The organism is Larkinella sp., from assembly GCF_965227735.1.
Taxonomy (GTDB): domain Bacteria; phylum Bacteroidota; class Bacteroidia; order Cytophagales; family Spirosomataceae; genus Larkinella.
The window spans coordinates 1,713,118-1,729,582 of sequence record NZ_OZ245776.1 but is presented as its reverse complement, the minus strand read 5'-3'; the positions used below and the strand labels follow the sequence as shown (position 1 = coordinate 1,729,582).

The 16,465-nt window shown below is 52.8% G+C and carries 16 protein-coding genes; 8 read left to right on the top strand and 8 right to left on the bottom strand.

The window, feature by feature from the left end:
- Positions 1 to 25: 25 nt before the first annotated feature.
- The 4 genes from queA to accC all read right to left on the bottom strand — a co-directional run bounded on the left by queA (position 26) and on the right by accC (position 4,160).
- Entirely contained in the window at positions 26 to 1,069 is a 1,044-nt protein-coding gene (queA, locus tag ACO064_RS06650; protein WP_421826609.1) for a tRNA preQ1(34) S-adenosylmethionine ribosyltransferase-isomerase QueA, read from the bottom strand.
- Positions 1,070 to 1,254: 185 nt separating this feature from the next.
- Positions 1,255 to 1,626 (bottom strand): hypothetical protein, encoded by a 372-nt coding sequence (locus tag ACO064_RS06645; protein ID WP_421826608.1) that lies wholly within the window; start codon positions 1,624 to 1,626, stop codon positions 1,255 to 1,257.
- A 143-nt stretch (positions 1,627 to 1,769) separates the two neighbouring features.
- A complete protein-coding gene (locus tag ACO064_RS06640; RefSeq protein ID WP_421826607.1) occupies positions 1,770 to 2,438 on the bottom strand; it encodes a 3-keto-disaccharide hydrolase in 669 nt (222 codons plus the stop codon).
- Between the two features lie 222 nt (positions 2,439 to 2,660).
- Positions 2,661 to 4,160 carry an acetyl-CoA carboxylase biotin carboxylase subunit gene (accC, locus tag ACO064_RS06635; RefSeq protein WP_421826606.1) on the bottom strand — a complete coding sequence of 500 codons (1,500 nt, stop codon included), beginning with the start codon at positions 4,158 to 4,160 and terminating at the stop codon, positions 2,661 to 2,663.
- Positions 4,161 to 4,385: 225 nt separating this feature from the next.
- Here accC and ACO064_RS06630 point away from each other — a divergent pair, with 225 nt between their 5' ends.
- Together ACO064_RS06630 and ACO064_RS06625 are read left to right on the top strand one after the other, a co-directional pair.
- Positions 4,386 to 5,696, top strand: coding sequence for an aminotransferase class I/II-fold pyridoxal phosphate-dependent enzyme (locus tag ACO064_RS06630; RefSeq protein WP_421826605.1), 1,311 nt, complete (start codon positions 4,386 to 4,388; stop codon positions 5,694 to 5,696).
- A gap of 159 nt (positions 5,697 to 5,855) precedes the next feature.
- The gene (locus ACO064_RS06625; protein ID WP_114408473.1) at positions 5,856 to 6,035 is read left to right on the top strand and encodes a histone H1; all 180 of its coding nucleotides are present in this window, start codon (positions 5,856 to 5,858) and stop codon (positions 6,033 to 6,035) included.
- 79 nt (positions 6,036 to 6,114) lie between these two features.
- Here the strand turns inward: ACO064_RS06625 and ACO064_RS06620 are convergent, their stop codons facing one another.
- Positions 6,115 to 6,522 carry a MaoC family dehydratase gene (locus ACO064_RS06620; RefSeq protein WP_421826604.1) on the bottom strand — a complete coding sequence of 136 codons (408 nt, stop codon included), beginning with the start codon at positions 6,520 to 6,522 and terminating at the stop codon, positions 6,115 to 6,117.
- 16 nt (positions 6,523 to 6,538) lie between these two features.
- Positions 6,539 to 6,970: a YybH family protein gene (locus ACO064_RS06615; protein WP_421826603.1), complete on the bottom strand. Its 432-nt coding sequence runs from the start codon at positions 6,968 to 6,970 to the stop codon at positions 6,539 to 6,541.
- A gap of 159 nt (positions 6,971 to 7,129) precedes the next feature.
- On the opposite strand from ACO064_RS06615, the gene ACO064_RS06610 reads away from it, so the two are divergent.
- Positions 7,130 to 8,005 (top strand): diacylglycerol/lipid kinase family protein, encoded by an 876-nt coding sequence (locus ACO064_RS06610; RefSeq protein ID WP_421826602.1) that lies wholly within the window; start codon positions 7,130 to 7,132, stop codon positions 8,003 to 8,005.
- Between the two features lie 110 nt (positions 8,006 to 8,115).
- On the top strand, positions 8,116 to 8,463 hold the full coding sequence (locus ACO064_RS06605) for a translation initiation factor (RefSeq protein ID WP_421826601.1): 348 nt from the start codon (positions 8,116 to 8,118) through the stop codon (positions 8,461 to 8,463).
- A 60-nt stretch (positions 8,464 to 8,523) separates the two neighbouring features.
- On the opposite strand, the gene ACO064_RS06600 is transcribed toward ACO064_RS06605, so the two are convergent.
- Positions 8,524 to 10,014 carry a peptide MFS transporter gene (locus tag ACO064_RS06600; RefSeq protein ID WP_421826600.1) on the bottom strand — a complete coding sequence of 497 codons (1,491 nt, stop codon included), beginning with the start codon at positions 10,012 to 10,014 and terminating at the stop codon, positions 8,524 to 8,526.
- Positions 10,015 to 10,152: 138 nt separating this feature from the next.
- Here ACO064_RS06600 and ACO064_RS06595 point away from each other — a divergent pair, with 138 nt between their 5' ends.
- Entirely contained in the window at positions 10,153 to 10,794 is a 642-nt protein-coding gene (locus tag ACO064_RS06595) for a peptidoglycan DD-metalloendopeptidase family protein (protein ID WP_421826599.1), read from the top strand.
- Here the strand turns inward: ACO064_RS06595 and ACO064_RS06590 are convergent, their stop codons facing one another.
- On the bottom strand, positions 10,795 to 11,379 hold the full coding sequence (locus tag ACO064_RS06590; protein WP_421826598.1) for a hypothetical protein: 585 nt from the start codon (positions 11,377 to 11,379) through the stop codon (positions 10,795 to 10,797).
- Positions 11,380 to 11,499: 120 nt separating this feature from the next.
- On the opposite strand from ACO064_RS06590, the gene ACO064_RS06585 reads away from it, so the two are divergent.
- From ACO064_RS06585 to ACO064_RS06575, 3 genes are all read left to right on the top strand, one after another.
- A complete protein-coding gene (locus ACO064_RS06585) occupies positions 11,500 to 12,219 on the top strand; it encodes an SIMPL domain-containing protein (RefSeq protein WP_421826597.1) in 720 nt (239 codons plus the stop codon).
- Positions 12,220 to 12,330: 111 nt separating this feature from the next.
- The gene (locus ACO064_RS06580) at positions 12,331 to 14,814 is read left to right on the top strand and encodes a zinc-dependent metalloprotease (RefSeq protein ID WP_421826596.1); all 2,484 of its coding nucleotides are present in this window, start codon (positions 12,331 to 12,333) and stop codon (positions 14,812 to 14,814) included.
- A 192-nt stretch (positions 14,815 to 15,006) separates the two neighbouring features.
- Positions 15,007 to 16,422: a hypothetical protein gene (locus ACO064_RS06575; protein ID WP_421826595.1), complete on the top strand. Its 1,416-nt coding sequence runs from the start codon at positions 15,007 to 15,009 to the stop codon at positions 16,420 to 16,422.
- Positions 16,423 to 16,465 lie beyond the last annotated feature (43 nt).

Here is a 16,465-nt window from a genome sequence, read left to right as displayed (position 1 = left end):
TCTCTTGTCTCACGTCTCTTGTCTATCAAAGAATCAACATCGCGTCGCCATAACTGAAGAATTTGTATTTCTCCTGAATGGCAACTTCGTAGGCTTGTTTAATCAGATCATACCCGCCAAAAGCGCTGGTCATCATGATCAGAATGGATTCCGGCAGATGAAAATTAGTCAGCAGGGAATTGGCAATTTTAAAATCGTACGGCGGAAAAATGAACCGATCTGTCCAGCCTTCGACCGATTTCAGCCGACCATTAGCCGATACCGACGATTCGATAGCTTTCAGCGAGGTAGTTCCGACGGCGCAGACGCGCCGGTTGTTGTCTAGTGCCGTGTTGACAATGCTCGCGGCCGAATCCGTAATCGCGTAGTTTTCGGAGTCGGTTTTGTGTTTCGTCAGATCTTCCACATCGACCGTCCGGAAGGTTCCCAGGCCCACGTGCAGCGTAATCGGTGCGAAGTGGATGCCTTTGATTTCCATCCGTTTCATGATGGTTTTCGTGAAGTGCAAACCGGCCGTTGGAGCGGCCACGGCGCCCACGTGCTGGGCGAAGATGGTCTGGTAGCGGTCGCGGTCGGAGTCTTCGGTTTTGCGTTTGATTTCGCGGGGCAAGGGTGTTTCGCCCAGTTCGTCGATGGCTTTCATGAATTCTTCGTGCGAGCCTTCAAACAAAAACCGGATGGTTCGGCCGCGGGAGGTCGTGTTGTCGATTACTTCCGCAACCAGGTCACTATCACCGAAATATAATTTATTTCCTACCCGGATTTTCCGGGCCGGATCGACCAGAACGTCCCACAACCGCATTTCACGGTTCAGTTCGCGCAGCAGAAAAACTTCAATTTTAGCACCGGTTTTTTCTTTATTACCGTAAAGCCGTGCGGGGAACACCTTGGTGTTGTTGATCACCATCACGTCTCCGTCACCAAAATACGACAGGATATCGGAGAACTGTTTGTGTTCAATGGTTTTCGTTTTACGGTCAACAACCATCAGCCGCGCTTCCCCACGTTCGGGCGGATACAAGGCAACAAGACTTTGGGGTAAGTCAAACCTAAATTCGGACAGCTTCATACGGTCAAGAAAAGAGCATCTCTCAAAAGAGCGCAAAATTAGCAAAAAACAGTTAGCAGTTGACGATGAGCCGGTTGCGATTGTCCTCAATTTTTAAAAAAAATCGATAATTGCCACCGGGTCGTCAGCAAATATACGTTGCGCGGGGGGGCGATTGCAAGTATATCGTGTAAACGGCTTCCTGTTTACTGCCCGTTGGACCCGAGTCCGACGCCATGAATGGGCTTCACCGAACCCTCCAGATTGGTTTCCGGCCGCTCGGCGAGCGAAAATTTTTGCATCAACTCGGGCGTCACTTCATTGGAATAAGTGCCTTGTGGCGACACAAAAACGCCTTTCATCCCGTTGGTCGTCGAAATGGCGTACAGGGTCATTTCATCGCCCGGGTCGGAGGTGCCTTCAAAACGGTGAAATTCATCGACGGTAATTTCGTCGCTTTTTATTTTCAAGCCAGAACCACTTTCTTCCAGATAATCGCGTTTTGGCTCGAAATCGTGCGTGTAGCCGCGCTCGCGCAGACTTTCCATCGCTTCCGTCAGGGTTTCAAAATGATGCATGGTGTTTCTCGTTATTTGATACCTAAGAAACCCGGAAGCGCGGAAGATGTTTTGAAAAAGACAAGAGAGTAGAGACAGGAGAAGAAAGACAAAAAACAGGAATCTACACTTCTTATCTCTACTCTCTACTCTCTTGTCTATACTTAATCCGGCAACACTTTCACCATAATGTCCTTGTAATAGACTTTGCTCTTGGGGTCGTGGGCCTGCAGGGCGAAGGTGCCGCTGCCGATTTTGCGCTCGGCCATGTCTTTGGGACGGTCGACGCCTTCCGGTTCGGTGTATTCGTTAACCACCTTATCGTTAATTTTGATGGTTACTTTCTTACCCTGAACCATGATTTCTTCGGTATACCACTCATTGTCTTTGACATACGTCTCTTTTACATCCTGAATGGCATACAGGCTGGCGGTCCGGCGCCAGTCGGTGTGCGAATTGTTTACCTGCACTTCGAAGCCTTTTTTAGGCCAGCTTTCTTCCTGATACTGCGTATGGAAATACATCCCGGAATTGGAACCGGGCAGGGTCATCACCTTCGCCTTGAACTGGAAGTTTTTGAAGTTGTGGTCGTTCACCGGTCCCATGTAGAAAAGGTGTCCAACGGGACCATTGACCGCAATGGCTCCATCCTCGATTTTAAAGGAGTCGGCATTTTTGCCCACTTTCCAGCCGTCGAACGTTTTTCCATCGAAAAGTCTGACCCAGCCTTTGTCGGCTTTCGGCGATGAGGCTGATTTGGACGCGGTCATGGATGATTTTGAACAGGCTCCCAGCAGAAGCACTGCACTGCAAAATACCAAAAGGTTTTTCATAGGGTTTATTGGAAAAAGAATTAGTTTTCTGCGCTAAGTTACACAACCGTTGTAATTACTTCGTTTCCCGTTCGGCGATTGTTTGGTTTTTTTAGAAACAGAAGCGGAAATAAAAAGAATTTCAACTGTAAAATGATGAATGTTAAATGTAAAAATAGCTAAGCGCTCTACACTTTTACATTTAACATTCATCATTTTACAGTTGAAATTTCCAAAGTCTGGTCAACCCAGCCGTCGTTCCTTCCACTTACTTCTTTTCGGCTCGGTGACAACGACCTCCGGGGCGGTTTTCTGCTGGCGGTTTTGAAACAGCCAGGCCGCCAAAACCCCCGCCAGTTGGGCTTCTTCCAGGCTGGTTTCAGGCGTCAGTTTATCGGGTGTAAAATAATGGTTGACGAAATGGGTGTCGAACTGCCCCGAGCGAAAGGCGTCGTGCTGCATCACAAACCGGCAGAACGGCAGCGTCGTTTGCACACCCGTAATGCGGTATTCATCGATGGCGCGGATCATCTTCTCGATGGCTTCGGCGCGGGTGGCTCCCGTTGTCACCAGTTTGGCAATCATGGGATCGTAATAAATCGGAATGGCCATGCCCTGTTCAAAACCGTCGTCGACCCGAACACCGTTGCCCTGGGGGCGCACATAGGTTTCCAGCGTTCCGACGTCGGGCAGGAAGTTGTTGGCCGGATCTTCGGCATACACCCGGATTTCGATGGCGTGACCATTGATTTTCAAATCTTCCTGTTTGATTTCCAGCGGTTTCCCTTCGGCAATGTAAATCATCTGTTTTACCAGATCGATGCCCGTAATCTGTTCCGTCACCGGGTGTTCGACCTGAAGCCGGGTGTTCATTTCCAGAAAATAGAAATTCAGTTGGTCGTCGACGATAAACTCCACCGTTCCGGCTCCGTAATAGCCACAGGCCCGCGCCACTTCGACCGCACAGCGCCCCATCTCGGCCCGAATTTCCGGTGTCAACACCGACGATGGTGCTTCTTCCACCACCTTCTGGTGACGGCGCTGAACCGAACACTCGCGCTCGAAAAGGTGAATGATGTTGCCGTGCTGATCGCCCAGCACCTGAATTTCCACGTGCCGGGGCGAGGTAACGTATTTTTCGATAAAAACCGACCCGTCGCCGAAGGCCGACGTGGCCTCGCTGACGGCCCGGTTCATGCCTTCGTCAAACTCCGCGTCGTTTTCCACAATCCGCATTCCTTTGCCTCCTCCGCCCGCACTGGCTTTGATCAGAATCGGGTAGCCGATCCGGGCGGCCGTCTTCCGGGCGTCGTCTCGATCCGTGATGGCTTCGGGCGTGCCGGGAACCATCGGGATATTATAGGACGCAACGGCCGCTTTGGCCGCCAGCTTACTGCCCATCACTTCGATGGATTCCGGCGACGGCCCGACAAAGATCAGCCCGGCGTTGCGGACGGCGCGCGCAAAACCGGCGTTTTCCGACAAAAAACCGTAGCCCGGGTGAATGGCATCCGCACCGGTTTGCCGACAGGCTTCAATGATGGCATCGGCCCGCAAATAGGATTCGGAAGAGGGGGGCGGCCCCACGCACACGGCTTCGTCGGCATACCGGACGTGGAGCGACTGGCGGTCGGCTTCGCTATAGATGGCTACGGTGCGAATGCCCATTTCGCGGGCGGTTCGCATGATTCGCAGGGCAATTTCACCGCGGTTGGCGACGAGTAATTTCTGAATGTTAGCCATGGAATGAGAATCGTTGATCATTCGGATTTCGGTGGCAGAAGGGCCTTGTTGCAGCAGATAACCGAACCGGAATGTATCTGCAAAAATAGCCTTCTCGCTGCCTGCTCCTAATTTCCGGCGGTAATTTCTAAAACCAACCCCCGCTTTGCGGTTGACAGATTTTAATTTACTTTTGTACTAATGTGGTTAACAAACTCATTATAAACCGGTAAATAGCGCAATAAAGTGGATTTATTTGAGAAATTACGCACCAACCTCGGACCCATCGGTTCGTCATCGCGGGAGTATAACGCGCACCATTATTTTGCATTTCCCAAGCTGGAAGGCGAGTTAGGGCCGCACATGATGTTTCGGGGGAGGAAGATGCTCAATTGGAGTTTGAATAATTATCTGGGGCTGGCCAACCATCCCGAAGTCCGGAAAATCGATGCGGAAGCGGCTAAGGATTGGGGTCTTGCGTACCCGATGGGCGCCCGGATGATGTCGGGTAATTCGGATCTGCACGAAGAACTGGAGAAACAGTTGGCGGAGTTTGTGGGCAAGGAAGACTCTTTTCTGCTCAATTATGGCTACCAGGGGGTGATGTCGGCCATCGAAGCCGTGGTCGATTACCGGGATGTGATCGTCTATGACGCCGAATGTCATGCGTGTCTGATCGACGGTATTCGGTTACACAAAGCCAAGATGGGCGAATACTACAAATTCAACCACAACGATATCGATAGCCTGGAGAAAAACCTGCAACGGGCCACCAAAAAAGCCGCTGAAAAAGGGGGCGGTATTCTGGTGATTACCGAAGGCGTTTTCGGCATGTCGGGCAAAGTCGGCCTTTTGAAAGAGATCGTGGCTTTGAAGGAGAAATATGATTTTAAATTGCTGGTCGACGACGCCCACGGTTTCGGAACCATGGGGGCGACGGGTGCCGGTGTGGGCGAATTGCAGGGGTGTCAGGATGGCATCGACCTGTATTTCTCGACCTTCGCCAAGTCGATGGCGGCCATTGGCGCGTTCATTGCCGGTGACCACGACATTATTATGTACCTGAAATATAACATGCGTTCACAAACGTATGCCAAAGCCTTGCCGATGCCTTACGTCGTTGGGGCCATGAAGCGGCTCGAACTCATCAAAACCCAACCGGAACTCCGCGAAAAACTGTGGGAGAACGTGCGGGCAATGCAGGACGGTTTGCGGGCGCGCGGGCTCAACATCGGGGATACGACCTCGCCGGTGACACCGGTTTTCCTCCACAGCGAAGGCGGTGTTCAGGAAGCGGGGGTGCTGGTTCGCGACCTGCGCGAAAACATGGGCGTCTTCTGTTCCATTGTCGTTTACCCGGTGGTTCCGAAAGGTGTCATCATGTTGCGGATCATCCCAACGGCCGCTCACTCGCTCGAAGATGTTGACTACACGCTGAAAGCCTTCAGTGCAGTGTCTGAAAAGCTGAACCGCGGATTTTATCGTGAAAATGCCCACCAGGTCTTGATTGATTCTGCTCTGGTGCCCTCAGAAGTTGCAAAAACGGTGGCAGAATGACCGTTTAGTAAGGAAACGTGCTTTATTTGGATTTTTCCAACGTTTTTTTTGACGGTTTTCTTGCGCTGAATCATAGAATGCGTATATTTCGTCAAAAACGCGGTTTTTGAGCGTTTTAGGGCATTTTTCACAACTTTTTAACCCCCCATACGAACTGTTATGGCACGTTTCGATGAAATAAAAAATCTGGTCATGTCTTTGGAAGGCGATTTCGAGAAATTCTACGAAAAAGGCAATCAGGCTGCCGGTACCCGCGTACGGAAAGGCATGCAGGATTTGAAGACACTGGCTCAGGAGATTCGCTCTGAAGTGCAAGGTCAGAAAAATGCAAAAGAGTAAACAGCAACTTACTCCCAACCGAACAAGCCCGGCGATTCGTCGGGCTTGTTTGGTTTTTGGAGGATAATGAATCCGGCGTTCAGGACTTCTTATACATCAAGGTCGCCACGCCACGCGTCGTTAGCTTACCGGTTTGGGCATCCTTGATTTCGGTCGATACTTCCGCGATGTGTTTGTCCGGATTGGTGGAAACCACCGTAAAAACCGCTTCATAGTCTGTATCGACAAACATGGGCCGCAGAAAGTCCAGCGTTTGTTTCAAATACACCGAACCGTGTCCGGGAAATTGCGTTCCCAGAATTTTGGTGAACACGCTGGCACCCAACATGCCGTGAATAATGGGCCGTTTGAAGGGCGTCTGGCTGGCAAACTCCGCGTCGAGGTGCAACGGATTGTCGTCGCCTGTAACGCGCGCAAACGCTTCGACGTCGGTTTGTGAAAAGCGGAAGGCATGCCGGTGAACGGCGTTTAATTCAAAAGAAGTCATAAAAACGTAAACGTGATTAGCTGGAGTGGTCGCTGACGATCACCCATTGTCCGTTAATTTTTCGCCAAAGTAACGTAAAATGTCCTTCCGCATCGCCGACTTTCGGGCGGGTCAGGTGAAATTTTCCGATCACATACGCTACATTGCTGGCCTGAAACTCCAGTTTCAGGATGGTAAACTTCAGCGTTCCCATGGCCGCCCGGTCCGGATACCGGCGTTTGTAATTACTCAGCGTTGCCTCATAACCGTACGTAACGCCCACTTTGCCGATAAACGTCAGCGAGTCCGACTTCCAGTAGCCGTTCATGAAAGCCGTGGTATTGCCGGCATTCCAGTCGGCGGTTTGGCGATCCAGAATGGCCAGAATCGCTTTGCGGTCGGCGGGCGTCTGGGCCTGGGAACCGGTGATGATGAACAAAAAAAGAAAGAAGCCGAATAGTTTTTTCATTTTATCCCGTACTTTGAAGAGGTGTAATTGCTTCCCAATACTAATGAATAAAATTCGCAAATTTTACGAGGAATATAAGCCCTATATCTTTTCCGATGGCTGGTATTACATTTTTATCATTGTGTTTATCCTGATTCTGTTTATTTTCTTCTCCTGACCGTGGCGCAACCAACTTTGCTGGCGATTGTCAATCCCCTGTCGGGGACGGCTTCGGTACAAAAAAAGCAGCAATGGATTGATTTTCTGTTGAAAATAGCCGTCGACGCTGGTTTTACACCCGAAGCACGCTTTACGACGCATCCCGGACACGCCACTGAACTGGCCACCGACGCCATTCGGCAGGGCATCCGCCGGGTGGTGATCATCGGGGGCGATGGCACGATGAATGAAACCGCCTGCGCACTGTTGAACACGCAAACTGCTTTGGGCATCGTTCCGGTGGGTTCGGGAAACGGGCTGGCACGGCATCTGGCGTTGCCGCTCAATCCGAAAAAAGCCATCCAACGGGCCATTCAGGGTCGCCCGGTGGTGATCGACAGCGGGCGAATCAATGAGCACGCTTTTTTTTGCACCACGGGGATAGGTTTCGATGCGTATGTGGCCCGGGAATTTGCCCGTCAGCCCATTCGGGGGTTGCCCACCTACATCCGAACCTCCTACCGGGCATTCTGGAACTACCAGTCGGAGACTTATGAAATTGACGGGAAACCGCAGCCGCTCTTCTCGCTGACCGTGGCCAACGCCGGGCAGTTTGGCAACAATGCCTGGATTGCCCCCCAGGCCAACGTCGCCGATGGGCTGCTGGATGTCTGTCTGCTCAAACCGTTCCCCCGCAGCGCAGTGGGCCTGCTGGCATGGCGGCTTTTTAACAAAACCCTCGATCAGTCGAACTACCTGACGGTGCGGCCCGCCCGGTCGGTGGTGGTGAAAGGAGCGGGGCCGCTGTTGATTCACGTTGATGGAGAGCCGGTTTTGCTCGACACCGACACGGCAACGGTGCAGGTGGTGCCGTCGAGTTTGCTGGTGATTCGATAGAATGGTTTCGTCGTAGCTTTTTGGTCGCGTAGCGACCGGATGTTTGTAGAATATAAAGGTATATTCTCTCTATCGGTCGCGTAGCGATCGAACTAAAATGACTAAAAACGATGAGTAAGAAAAGTAACAACGATAAATCCCGCTTCGGAATCGTCTATTCGACGGACCCGAATTTTGCGTACCAATCCGGTGCTTCCGAAGCGAAAACGCTGAAACCGGAACAGCAGAACCTGAAAATCTGGCTCGATCGCAAGGGGGGCGGGAAGGTCGTGACGGCCGTCCGCGATTTCATCGGCACCGACGCCGACCTGACCGAAGTAGCCAAACAGCTAAAAACCGTATGCGGCTCCGGCGGCTCGGCCAAAGATGGCGAAATCCTGATCCAGGGCGACCACCGCGACAAAGTCCTGGCCTGGCTCACGGGGAAGGGGTATAAGGGGAAGAAAGCGGGGGGGTAAGGGAATGATGGATTATGAATGATGAATTTATCCGTGAGCCCATTCATAATCCATCATTCTTTATTTCACCCCTCCCAGCCAGCTTTTTAGCGGTTTGTAGAAGAGCAGGATCAGGAGGGCGAAGCCGAAGCTGAAATAGACGACGCTCATGAACATTTCGGGCATTTGCTGGACATTCCCTTCGTCGAAACCGCCCGCAAACAAACCGGCGATCAGGTTGCCCAGCGAGGTGCCGACAAACCAGATTCCCATCAACTGACTGAGGTAGCGTTTGGGCGCCAACTTGGTGAACGAACTCAGCCCCACCGGACTCAGGCAAAGCTCACCCAGCGTGTGAAACAAATAGGTGAAGGTCAGGAAGATCGGGGAAGTGAGCTGACCGGTCAAGGCAATTTTGGAAGCCACCACCATCACCATATACCCCAGTCCCAGCAGAAGCAGCGCGACGGCGAATTTGAGGTGGGGCGCCGGGTTCTGGTTGCGGTTTCCCAGGTAAATCCAGAGCGCGGCCAGCACCGGGGAGAAGATGAGAATGAACGCCGGATTGAAATTCTGGAACCAGCTTGAGGGCATTTGCCAGCCAAAAAGATTCAAATCCGTATACCGGTCTGAGAAAATCTGAAGCGACGATCCCTGTTGCTCAAAACCCGCCCAGAAGACGGCAGAACCCAGGAAGAATACGAACAGAACACCCACCCGCTTCTTTTCGACGAGCGTCAGCCCGCCCGCCAGCAGAATGAACAGAAAATAACCGACCGCCGTCAGCGTAATGATAACCCCGGCGCCTTTGGCCAGGCCCTGCGCGGTGGTGAGATCCAGAATGCCCGTAAACTGCAAAATAGCGAGAATGGCAACGAGGCCCACTACAAAAAACAGACTGCGGTTTTGGTTGGTTGTGTCGGTAGATGCTTCGGCTTTGGCCGGGACATTTCCGTAATCACTCAGGTATTTCTGGCCGAAAATCCGGAAGACCACCAGGCCGAACAACATGCCGACGGCAGCCGCGCCAAAACCGTAATGCCAGCCCACTTTCTGCCCCAGATACCCGACAATGGTGATGCCCAGAAACGAGCCCATGTTGATGCCCATGTAGAAAATGGAAAAAGCCGCATCGCGCCGGGCACCACCTTCGGGATAGAGTTCGCCAACGATGGAACTGATGTTGGGTTTTAGCAAACCCGTTCCGATGGCAACGGTGGCTAAACCGATGTAAAACAAGGCACTCCCGGCCGGAATGGCCAGCAGAATATGCCCAAACATGATGACAAAACCGCCGTACCAGATGGATTTTCGCTGTCCCAGAATGTTGTCTGCAATCCAGCCACCGGGCAGCGAAAGGAGGTAACCCGAAGCTGTGTACAAGCCATAGATGGCGGCTCCTTCCATTTCACTGAGGCCCATGCCCCCCCGGACGTTGTCGATCAAAAAGAGCAGCAGGATGGCCCGCATACCGTAGTAGCTAAACCGCTCCCACATTTCGGTGAAAAACAGGACATACAGGCCCGTAGGATGTTTGGTGGAGGTGGAGACAGGGGTTGCGGTGGCTTGCATTCGGTGGTTTAGGTTGATGAGTGAGTATGAGTATGAAAATCGGGTGTTTTTTCAGGAATCAGGACATTAAATATAGAGGATACGCCGGAATCTCCCAAAACTTGTTCGGGTATTGACAAAACTGACCAACTTTGCACCATGATACTGCCCTTCGATTTTCGCACCGACCCGTACCTGCTTCTGGATTTTACCGCCAATAATCCGGAACTTGACGGCATTGATCTCACCAATACGGCGGTTTTTACCGACTACGTTTTTGGGAAACTTCGCAGACAGGGTGCCGTGGTGGGCGTGGGCGGTTACAACGAACACCGGGTCATCTACCGGCGCAGTCCGCACTTTAATCAAGCCGAAGCATCCCGCTGCATTCACCTGGGAATCGACCTTTGGGCCGAAGCCGGAACACCGGTTTTTGCCCCGCTCGACGGTGTGGTACACAGTTTTCAGGACAACAACCACTTCGGCGACTACGGCCCCACGATTATTCTTGAACACCGGCTGGACGAAAAACCGCTTTTTGCGCTTTATGGCCATCTCAGCCGTTCGTCGTTGTGGGGCTTAACGGTAAGAAAGCCTTTCAAAGCCGGAGAAAAAGTCGCTGAAATTGGCCCGTATCCCGAGAATGGCGACTGGCCTCCGCACCTGCACTTCCAACTGATGACCGATTTATGGGGTCATACGGGAGACTTTCCGGGCGTTTGCTCGCTGGTGGATCGGGAACGGTACCTGGCGATTTGCCCAGATCCGAACCGGTTGCTGCAAATTCCGGGATTGGGGTAATTATTTTTCGGTAATCGAAATGATGATGTCGTGGGGAGCCGGTTCGTCACCACCGAAATACGGATAGAGCCGGTAGCGTTGATTGCTTTGCACAATGTTGCAACCCCGCGCAATGGTGGTCTCCTTGCCTTTGAAGGTGAAGACATAGTTGCCGCCGACGATGCTGATTTGATAGTCCGCAGGCTTGTTGAGCTCAGCGGTGCCGAGTTCTTCTGAAACGCGTTCGCCGTTGCGGTAGCAATACGCATAAATCCGGAGGGCTTTGTCCCGCCAGTTCCAGCCAAACCGGGCGCTGGAGGTGTTGTGTTGAACATTACAGTCCGAAAAACCGTACAGTTTGTTGATGTCGTGCTGGTTTTCGGGGATTTTGTTGGTATAAACGGCAGAACTGTCGAAAATGACGCTGAACGACAAGGTCGTTTTGGCGGTATACGAAAAGTCGTTGTGATCGGCGTAATTGCCACCGGCTTTGATTTTGTACACGGTGGTGACGGGAGCGACGGGATCATCCGGTTTTCCGGAAGGAATCTTGCAACCGTGAAGCCCCATCAGGCCCAGGAATATCAAAAGAATAAAATAACGCATTACCAGGTTGATCCAGAGAATCTTAAGACGAGTGTGAGGTGTGAATGGTTTTGGGCAATCAAAAATAACGAAATGATCACTTATTCAAAAACGGTTAACAACAAGTAATCTTTTATAACCATGCGGAAACTTAGTTTTTTTGTATTGAGCGTATTGAGTCTTTATTCGTCGGCTGTTGCGCAGACGCCGGATCTGCCCGTCAACCGGATTGTGGTGTTGGGCGACGCTGAACTGGAATTACCGGCGGATCAGGTTCGCATCACGGTTACGTTGCAATTTTCGGACCCGGTCGACGCCCGGAAAGCGTATGTTGCCCACCAGGCTGCCGAAAAACGGTTAGTGAAGTTACTAAAAGATTACCAGATTGACGAGAAAGAGATCCGGTATACCTTACTGCAGGTTCAGAAAAATGATGGGTCGATCTACCAGAATGGCCAGCAGAAGCCGGAAGTCATCACCAATCAGCAAGTCATTTTTGAGTTGAATAAACCGGAACGGTATCCGGATCTGCAACTGGCGCTGATCAACGGCGGTTTCAACCGGTTTCAGGCCGGTTATCGTTCGACCAAACAGGAGGCCAGCAAAAATCTGGTGCTGGAAAAGGCCGTTGAAGTGGCCCGCGAAAAAGCGGTCATTCTGGCCAAAGCCGCCGGGCGAACGCTGGGAACCGTGCTGAGTGTGCGCGATACGGAGGAAACCGACCCGGTTTTGCAAAGAAGGTATTCTGCTGGTGGAATGATGATGGAAGCCCGGGCCAGTTACGATGGCGGTGGTTTACTCGATATTCCGCAGACGATCCGGATTCCGGCGCAGGTGAAAGTGACCTTTGAATTGAAGTAAAAAAGGCGAAATACCGCCGGTATTTTAATAAAGTGGTTAAAAAAAAGGGTGGTTCTGGGTTCAGAGCCATCCCTTTTCTATATTTAGTGCAAGAATACGAACCTGCACTTTATGAACAAACTACTCCTCGCATTAACCATTTTGATTACTACTTCGGCGGTTGCCCAGACCGCTTCGACCGGCACTCCCCCCACTATTGCGTCGTATACGGCAGGCATGGAAAAGCAAGCCGGTTTTATGACGTTTTACTGGGATGCCAAAAAAGGGAAAATCTGGCTGGAGATTGACAAGTTCGATACCGAACTTCTCTATTATCCGACCCTGGCGTCGGGCATCGGTTCCAACGACATCGGTCTCGATCGCGGGCGGCTGGGTCAGGAACACATCGTCAAATTTCAGCGCACCGGCCCCAAAGTGCTGATGGTCGAACCGAATTACCAATACCGCGCCATCACCAGCGACGCCCTCGAACGCCGGGCGGTCGAAGAGTCGTTTGCGCAATCGGTGCATTGGGGGTTCGACATTGTGGCCGAAGAGGAAGGCGGTCCGACGGGTCGGCGGGTGCTGGTCGATCTGACGCCGTTTCTGATGCTCGATGCAGTAGGAGCAGTGCAGGCCATCAGCCAGACGCGCCAGGGAAATTTCCGGCTCGATGCCAGCCGTTGCGCCATGTATCTGCCACATTCCAAATCGTTTCCGCAAAATACAGAATTTGAAGTCACCATCACGCTGACCGGCGACACCCCCGGTGCCTACCTGCGCTCGGTGGTGCCGACACCAACCGCCGTAACGATGCGGCAGCACCATTCCTTCGTTCAGTTGCCGGAAGCGGGTTACAAAGCCCGGGAGTTCGATCCGCGCATCGGCTACGGCGGTATTGAATATTTTGACTACGCAACGCCCGTGAGCCAGCCGATCATCAAGCGGTATATTTCGCGGCACCGGCTGGAAAAGAAAGACCCGAAAGCGGCTGTCAGCGAGGCCGTTAAGCCCATTGTCTATTACCTCGATCCGGGTACGCCCGAACCCATTCGCACGGCCTTGATGGAAGGCACGGCCTGGTGGAATCAGGCGTTTGAAGCGGCAGGGTACAAAGATGCGTTTCAGGTGAAACTGCTCCCCGCCGATGCCGACCCGATGGACATTCGCTACAACCTGATTCAGTGGGTGCATCGCTCCACGCGCGGCTGGTCGTACGGTGCGAGCATCATCGATCCGCGGACGGGTGAAATCATCAAGGGAAAAGTGACGCTGGGTTCGCTGCGGGTTCGGCAGGACTACCTGATTGCGCAGGGACTGGTTGGCAACTTCGACACCGACACCTCGCACGTAACCGAAATGATGCAGATGTCGCTCAACCGGCTGCGGCAACTGGCCGCGCACGAAGTGGGCCATACGCTGGGACTGCCCCACAACTACATTGCCAGCACCCAAAACCGGGCGTCGGTGATGGATTATCCGACGATGGTGGCCAAAGTAAAAGGCGCGGCCATCGACCTGTCGGATGCCTACACGCTGAGCATTGGCGACTACGACAAATGGAGCATCATCTGGGGCTACCAGGATTTTCCGGCGGGAACCAACGAGAAGCAGGAGTTGAACAAAATCGTTCAGCAGATGCACGCCAAAGGGCTGACATTTCTGACCGATCAGGACGCCCGACCCGAAAGCAGCGCCCACCCGGCCACGCACTTGTGGGACAATGGCGGCAATGCGGTCGATGAATTGAAGCGCACCATGGAGGTTCGGCGGGTGGCTCTGGATCATTTTAACGAAAAGAAAATTCCGGCGGGAACGCCCATGGCAACGCTGGAAGAGGTTTTTGTGCCAATGTACCTGTTTCACCGGTACCAGGTCGAAGCGACCGCCAAGGTGCTGGGCGGACAAACGTATACCAATGCGTTGCGGGGCGATGGACAGCCGGTTTTGTCGGTGGTTCCGGCGAGCGAACAACGCCGGGCGCTGGATGCTCTGTTGTCTACGCTCCGCCCACAGGTGTTGACGGTGCCGTCGGTGCTGTTGAAATCCATTCCACCGAGGCCGTTCCGGTACAGCCCCAATTCGCGGGAGGTGTTCAAACGCCGGACGGGCATGACGTTCGATCCGCTGGCTCCACCCGAAGCGGCCGTGGCGATGACGTTGCGGATGATGCTCAACCCGGAACGCTGCGCCCGGCTGGTTCACCAGAAGGCCTTCGATCCGGCCCAACTTGGTTTGGAAGAGGTTCTTGATCAGCTACTTAAATCAGTTTACAAACGACCGCTCGACAAAACGTACATTGGTGTGATCAACCGCATGACCGATCTGAAGGTAGCCGAACAACTCATCGCGTTGGCTCAAAACAAAGAAGCTGACGGTTCGGTGCGGGATCTGGCCCACCGGTCTGTGTTGCGCATCAAAATGCTGGTCGGTCCTGCGGTGGCAGGCGACACTTCTTACGGATTGATTTCGCACCTGATTCGGCAGTATGAACAGAATCCGGCGGAGGTGCCTGCCCCTTCCGTCCTGGCTGCGCCGGATGGAGCACCCATCGATCCCGGTCAGGAGTGGCTGGAGTCGTTGCTGGGCGAACCCGCCTGCGAGTGGGTGCGCTAAACGCATTTTAGTGCGGTTTTAGCCGTATTAAATCACATTTTAGCAGAATTTAAAGACCGAACCGCCTACTTTTGGGGGTTCGGTCTTTGTTTTTTTTGGAAAAGAGAATCGAGACAAGAGAGAAAAGACCAGGTAGAGAGAAGCGTCTTTTCTCTCTTGTCTCAGCTCTCACATCCCTTACACCACCTCCTGATGAGAAAAATACTAGCTATTCTTTGTTTCGTAAGCAGTCATTCGATTTTCGCCCAACCATCCGCCGATTCGCTGGCTTCGGGCAAAACCGCCCGACCAAAACCGGTATCGGAAAAAAATGAGTTGAAATACAACCTGAACGAGTCGGGTTCCCATTTTTTCAAAGTCACGTTTCTGAACCAGACCTGGTTGCGGCTCAACCAGAGCAACCCCGGCACGACGGTGGTTGGGGATGCCAAAGACCAGACATTCGACATTGGCCTGCGCCGGACCCGGATTCAGTTATTCGGGCAAATCAACGATCGGGTTCTGGTGTATTTCCAGTTTGGGATGAACAACTTCAATTTTCTGAATGCATCCCCGGCTTTCAACACCACCGGAACGGTTTCAAACCGAAAAGTACAGGCGTTTTTTCACGATGCCGTGGCGGAATACCTGGTTTTCAAGAACCGGGATTACCTGAAAATCGGGGGTGGTTTGACCATTGTGAACGGCTTGTCGCGCTTCACACAGCCCGGTGTCAGTTCGATCCTGTCGATGGATGTGCCGGTTTTTGCCCAGGCGACGGTCGATCAAACCGATGAGTTTGCCCGGAAACTGAGTCTGTACGCCCGGGGTCAGGTCGGTCGGATCGACTACCGGGTGGCCATCAGCGATCCGTTCCCGATTCAGACCAACGGGGCGGCTCCCCCGGCGCTGGGACCCAACGCCAATTTTGCGCTGAAAGGCCACACCAAGCAGTTTCAGGGCCTGTTGTTGTACCAGTTTTTCGACAAAGAGGCCAACCAGACGCCGGGCTACATGACGGGTACGTATTTGGGGAAAAAGAAAATCCTCAACCTCGAAGCCGGTTTTATTTCGCAGAAAAACGCCGTCTGGCACACCGGCGCTACGGCGACCGACACGGTTTACCAGAGCCTGAATCTGTGGTCCGTAGCGGCTTTTCTGGACATGCCGGTCAACCGCGCGAAAGGCTCCGCCATCAATGCCTACCTCGGATATTTCAACCTCGATTACGGCAAAAATTACCTGCGCTACAACGGGATCATGAACCCGGCCAGCGGCACCACGCAGTCGGTCGGCGGGCTGGGCGGAACGCAGGGCAATGCGTTTCCGATGTTCGGAACGGGTGATGTGATTTACGTGCAAACCGGTTATTTATTCCGCCAGGATTTGCTGGGCAGCAACGGAACGCTGATGCCCTACGCACAGGCCCAGCTTGGCAACTACGACCGGGTGAATCAAATCATGGGTGTTTACAACCTCGGCCTGAACTGGCTGATCAAAGGCCACAATTCCAAACTAACGCTCGACTATCAAAACCGCCCGTATTACATCGCGCTACCGGCCACCGGCCAGCTTGACGCGCAGGGACGGCGTGGTCAGCTTGTGTTACAATACCAGGTCTTCATTTAAGCAACTCATGATGAAAATGAGAGCGGCTCGGAAGACCGCTCTT

Excerpts from the sequence above, each read along its gene's own strand:
- ACO064_RS06625 (WP_114408473.1), top strand. The coding sequence starts at position 5,856 with ATGGCACGTTTCGATGAAATAAAAAATCTGGTCATGTCTTTGGAAGGC.
- ACO064_RS06620 (WP_421826604.1), bottom strand. The coding sequence starts at position 6,522 with ATGACTTCTTTTGAATTAAACGCCGTTCACCGGCATGCCTTCCGCTTT.
- ACO064_RS06595 (WP_421826599.1), top strand. The coding sequence starts at position 10,153 with ATGATACTGCCCTTCGATTTTCGCACCGACCCGTACCTGCTTCTGGAT.
- ACO064_RS06590 (WP_421826598.1), bottom strand. The coding sequence starts at position 11,379 with ATGCGTTATTTTATTCTTTTGATATTCCTGGGCCTGATGGGGCTTCAC.
- ACO064_RS06580 (WP_421826596.1), top strand. The coding sequence starts at position 12,331 with ATGAACAAACTACTCCTCGCATTAACCATTTTGATTACTACTTCGGCG.
- ACO064_RS06615 (WP_421826603.1), bottom strand. The coding sequence starts at position 6,970 with ATGAAAAAACTATTCGGCTTCTTTCTTTTTTTGTTCATCATCACCGGT.
- accC (WP_421826606.1), bottom strand. The coding sequence starts at position 4,160 with ATGGCTAACATTCAGAAATTACTCGTCGCCAACCGCGGTGAAATTGCC.
- ACO064_RS06600 (WP_421826600.1), bottom strand. The coding sequence starts at position 10,014 with ATGCAAGCCACCGCAACCCCTGTCTCCACCTCCACCAAACATCCTACG.
- ACO064_RS06585 (WP_421826597.1), top strand. The coding sequence starts at position 11,500 with ATGCGGAAACTTAGTTTTTTTGTATTGAGCGTATTGAGTCTTTATTCG.
- ACO064_RS06640 (WP_421826607.1), bottom strand. The coding sequence starts at position 2,438 with ATGAAAAACCTTTTGGTATTTTGCAGTGCAGTGCTTCTGCTGGGAGCC.
- ACO064_RS06645 (WP_421826608.1), bottom strand. The coding sequence starts at position 1,626 with ATGCATCATTTTGAAACCCTGACGGAAGCGATGGAAAGTCTGCGCGAG.
- ACO064_RS06575 (WP_421826595.1), top strand. The coding sequence starts at position 15,007 with ATGAGAAAAATACTAGCTATTCTTTGTTTCGTAAGCAGTCATTCGATT.
- ACO064_RS06605 (WP_421826601.1), top strand. The coding sequence starts at position 8,116 with ATGAGTAAGAAAAGTAACAACGATAAATCCCGCTTCGGAATCGTCTAT.
- queA (WP_421826609.1), bottom strand. The coding sequence starts at position 1,069 with ATGAAGCTGTCCGAATTTAGGTTTGACTTACCCCAAAGTCTTGTTGCC.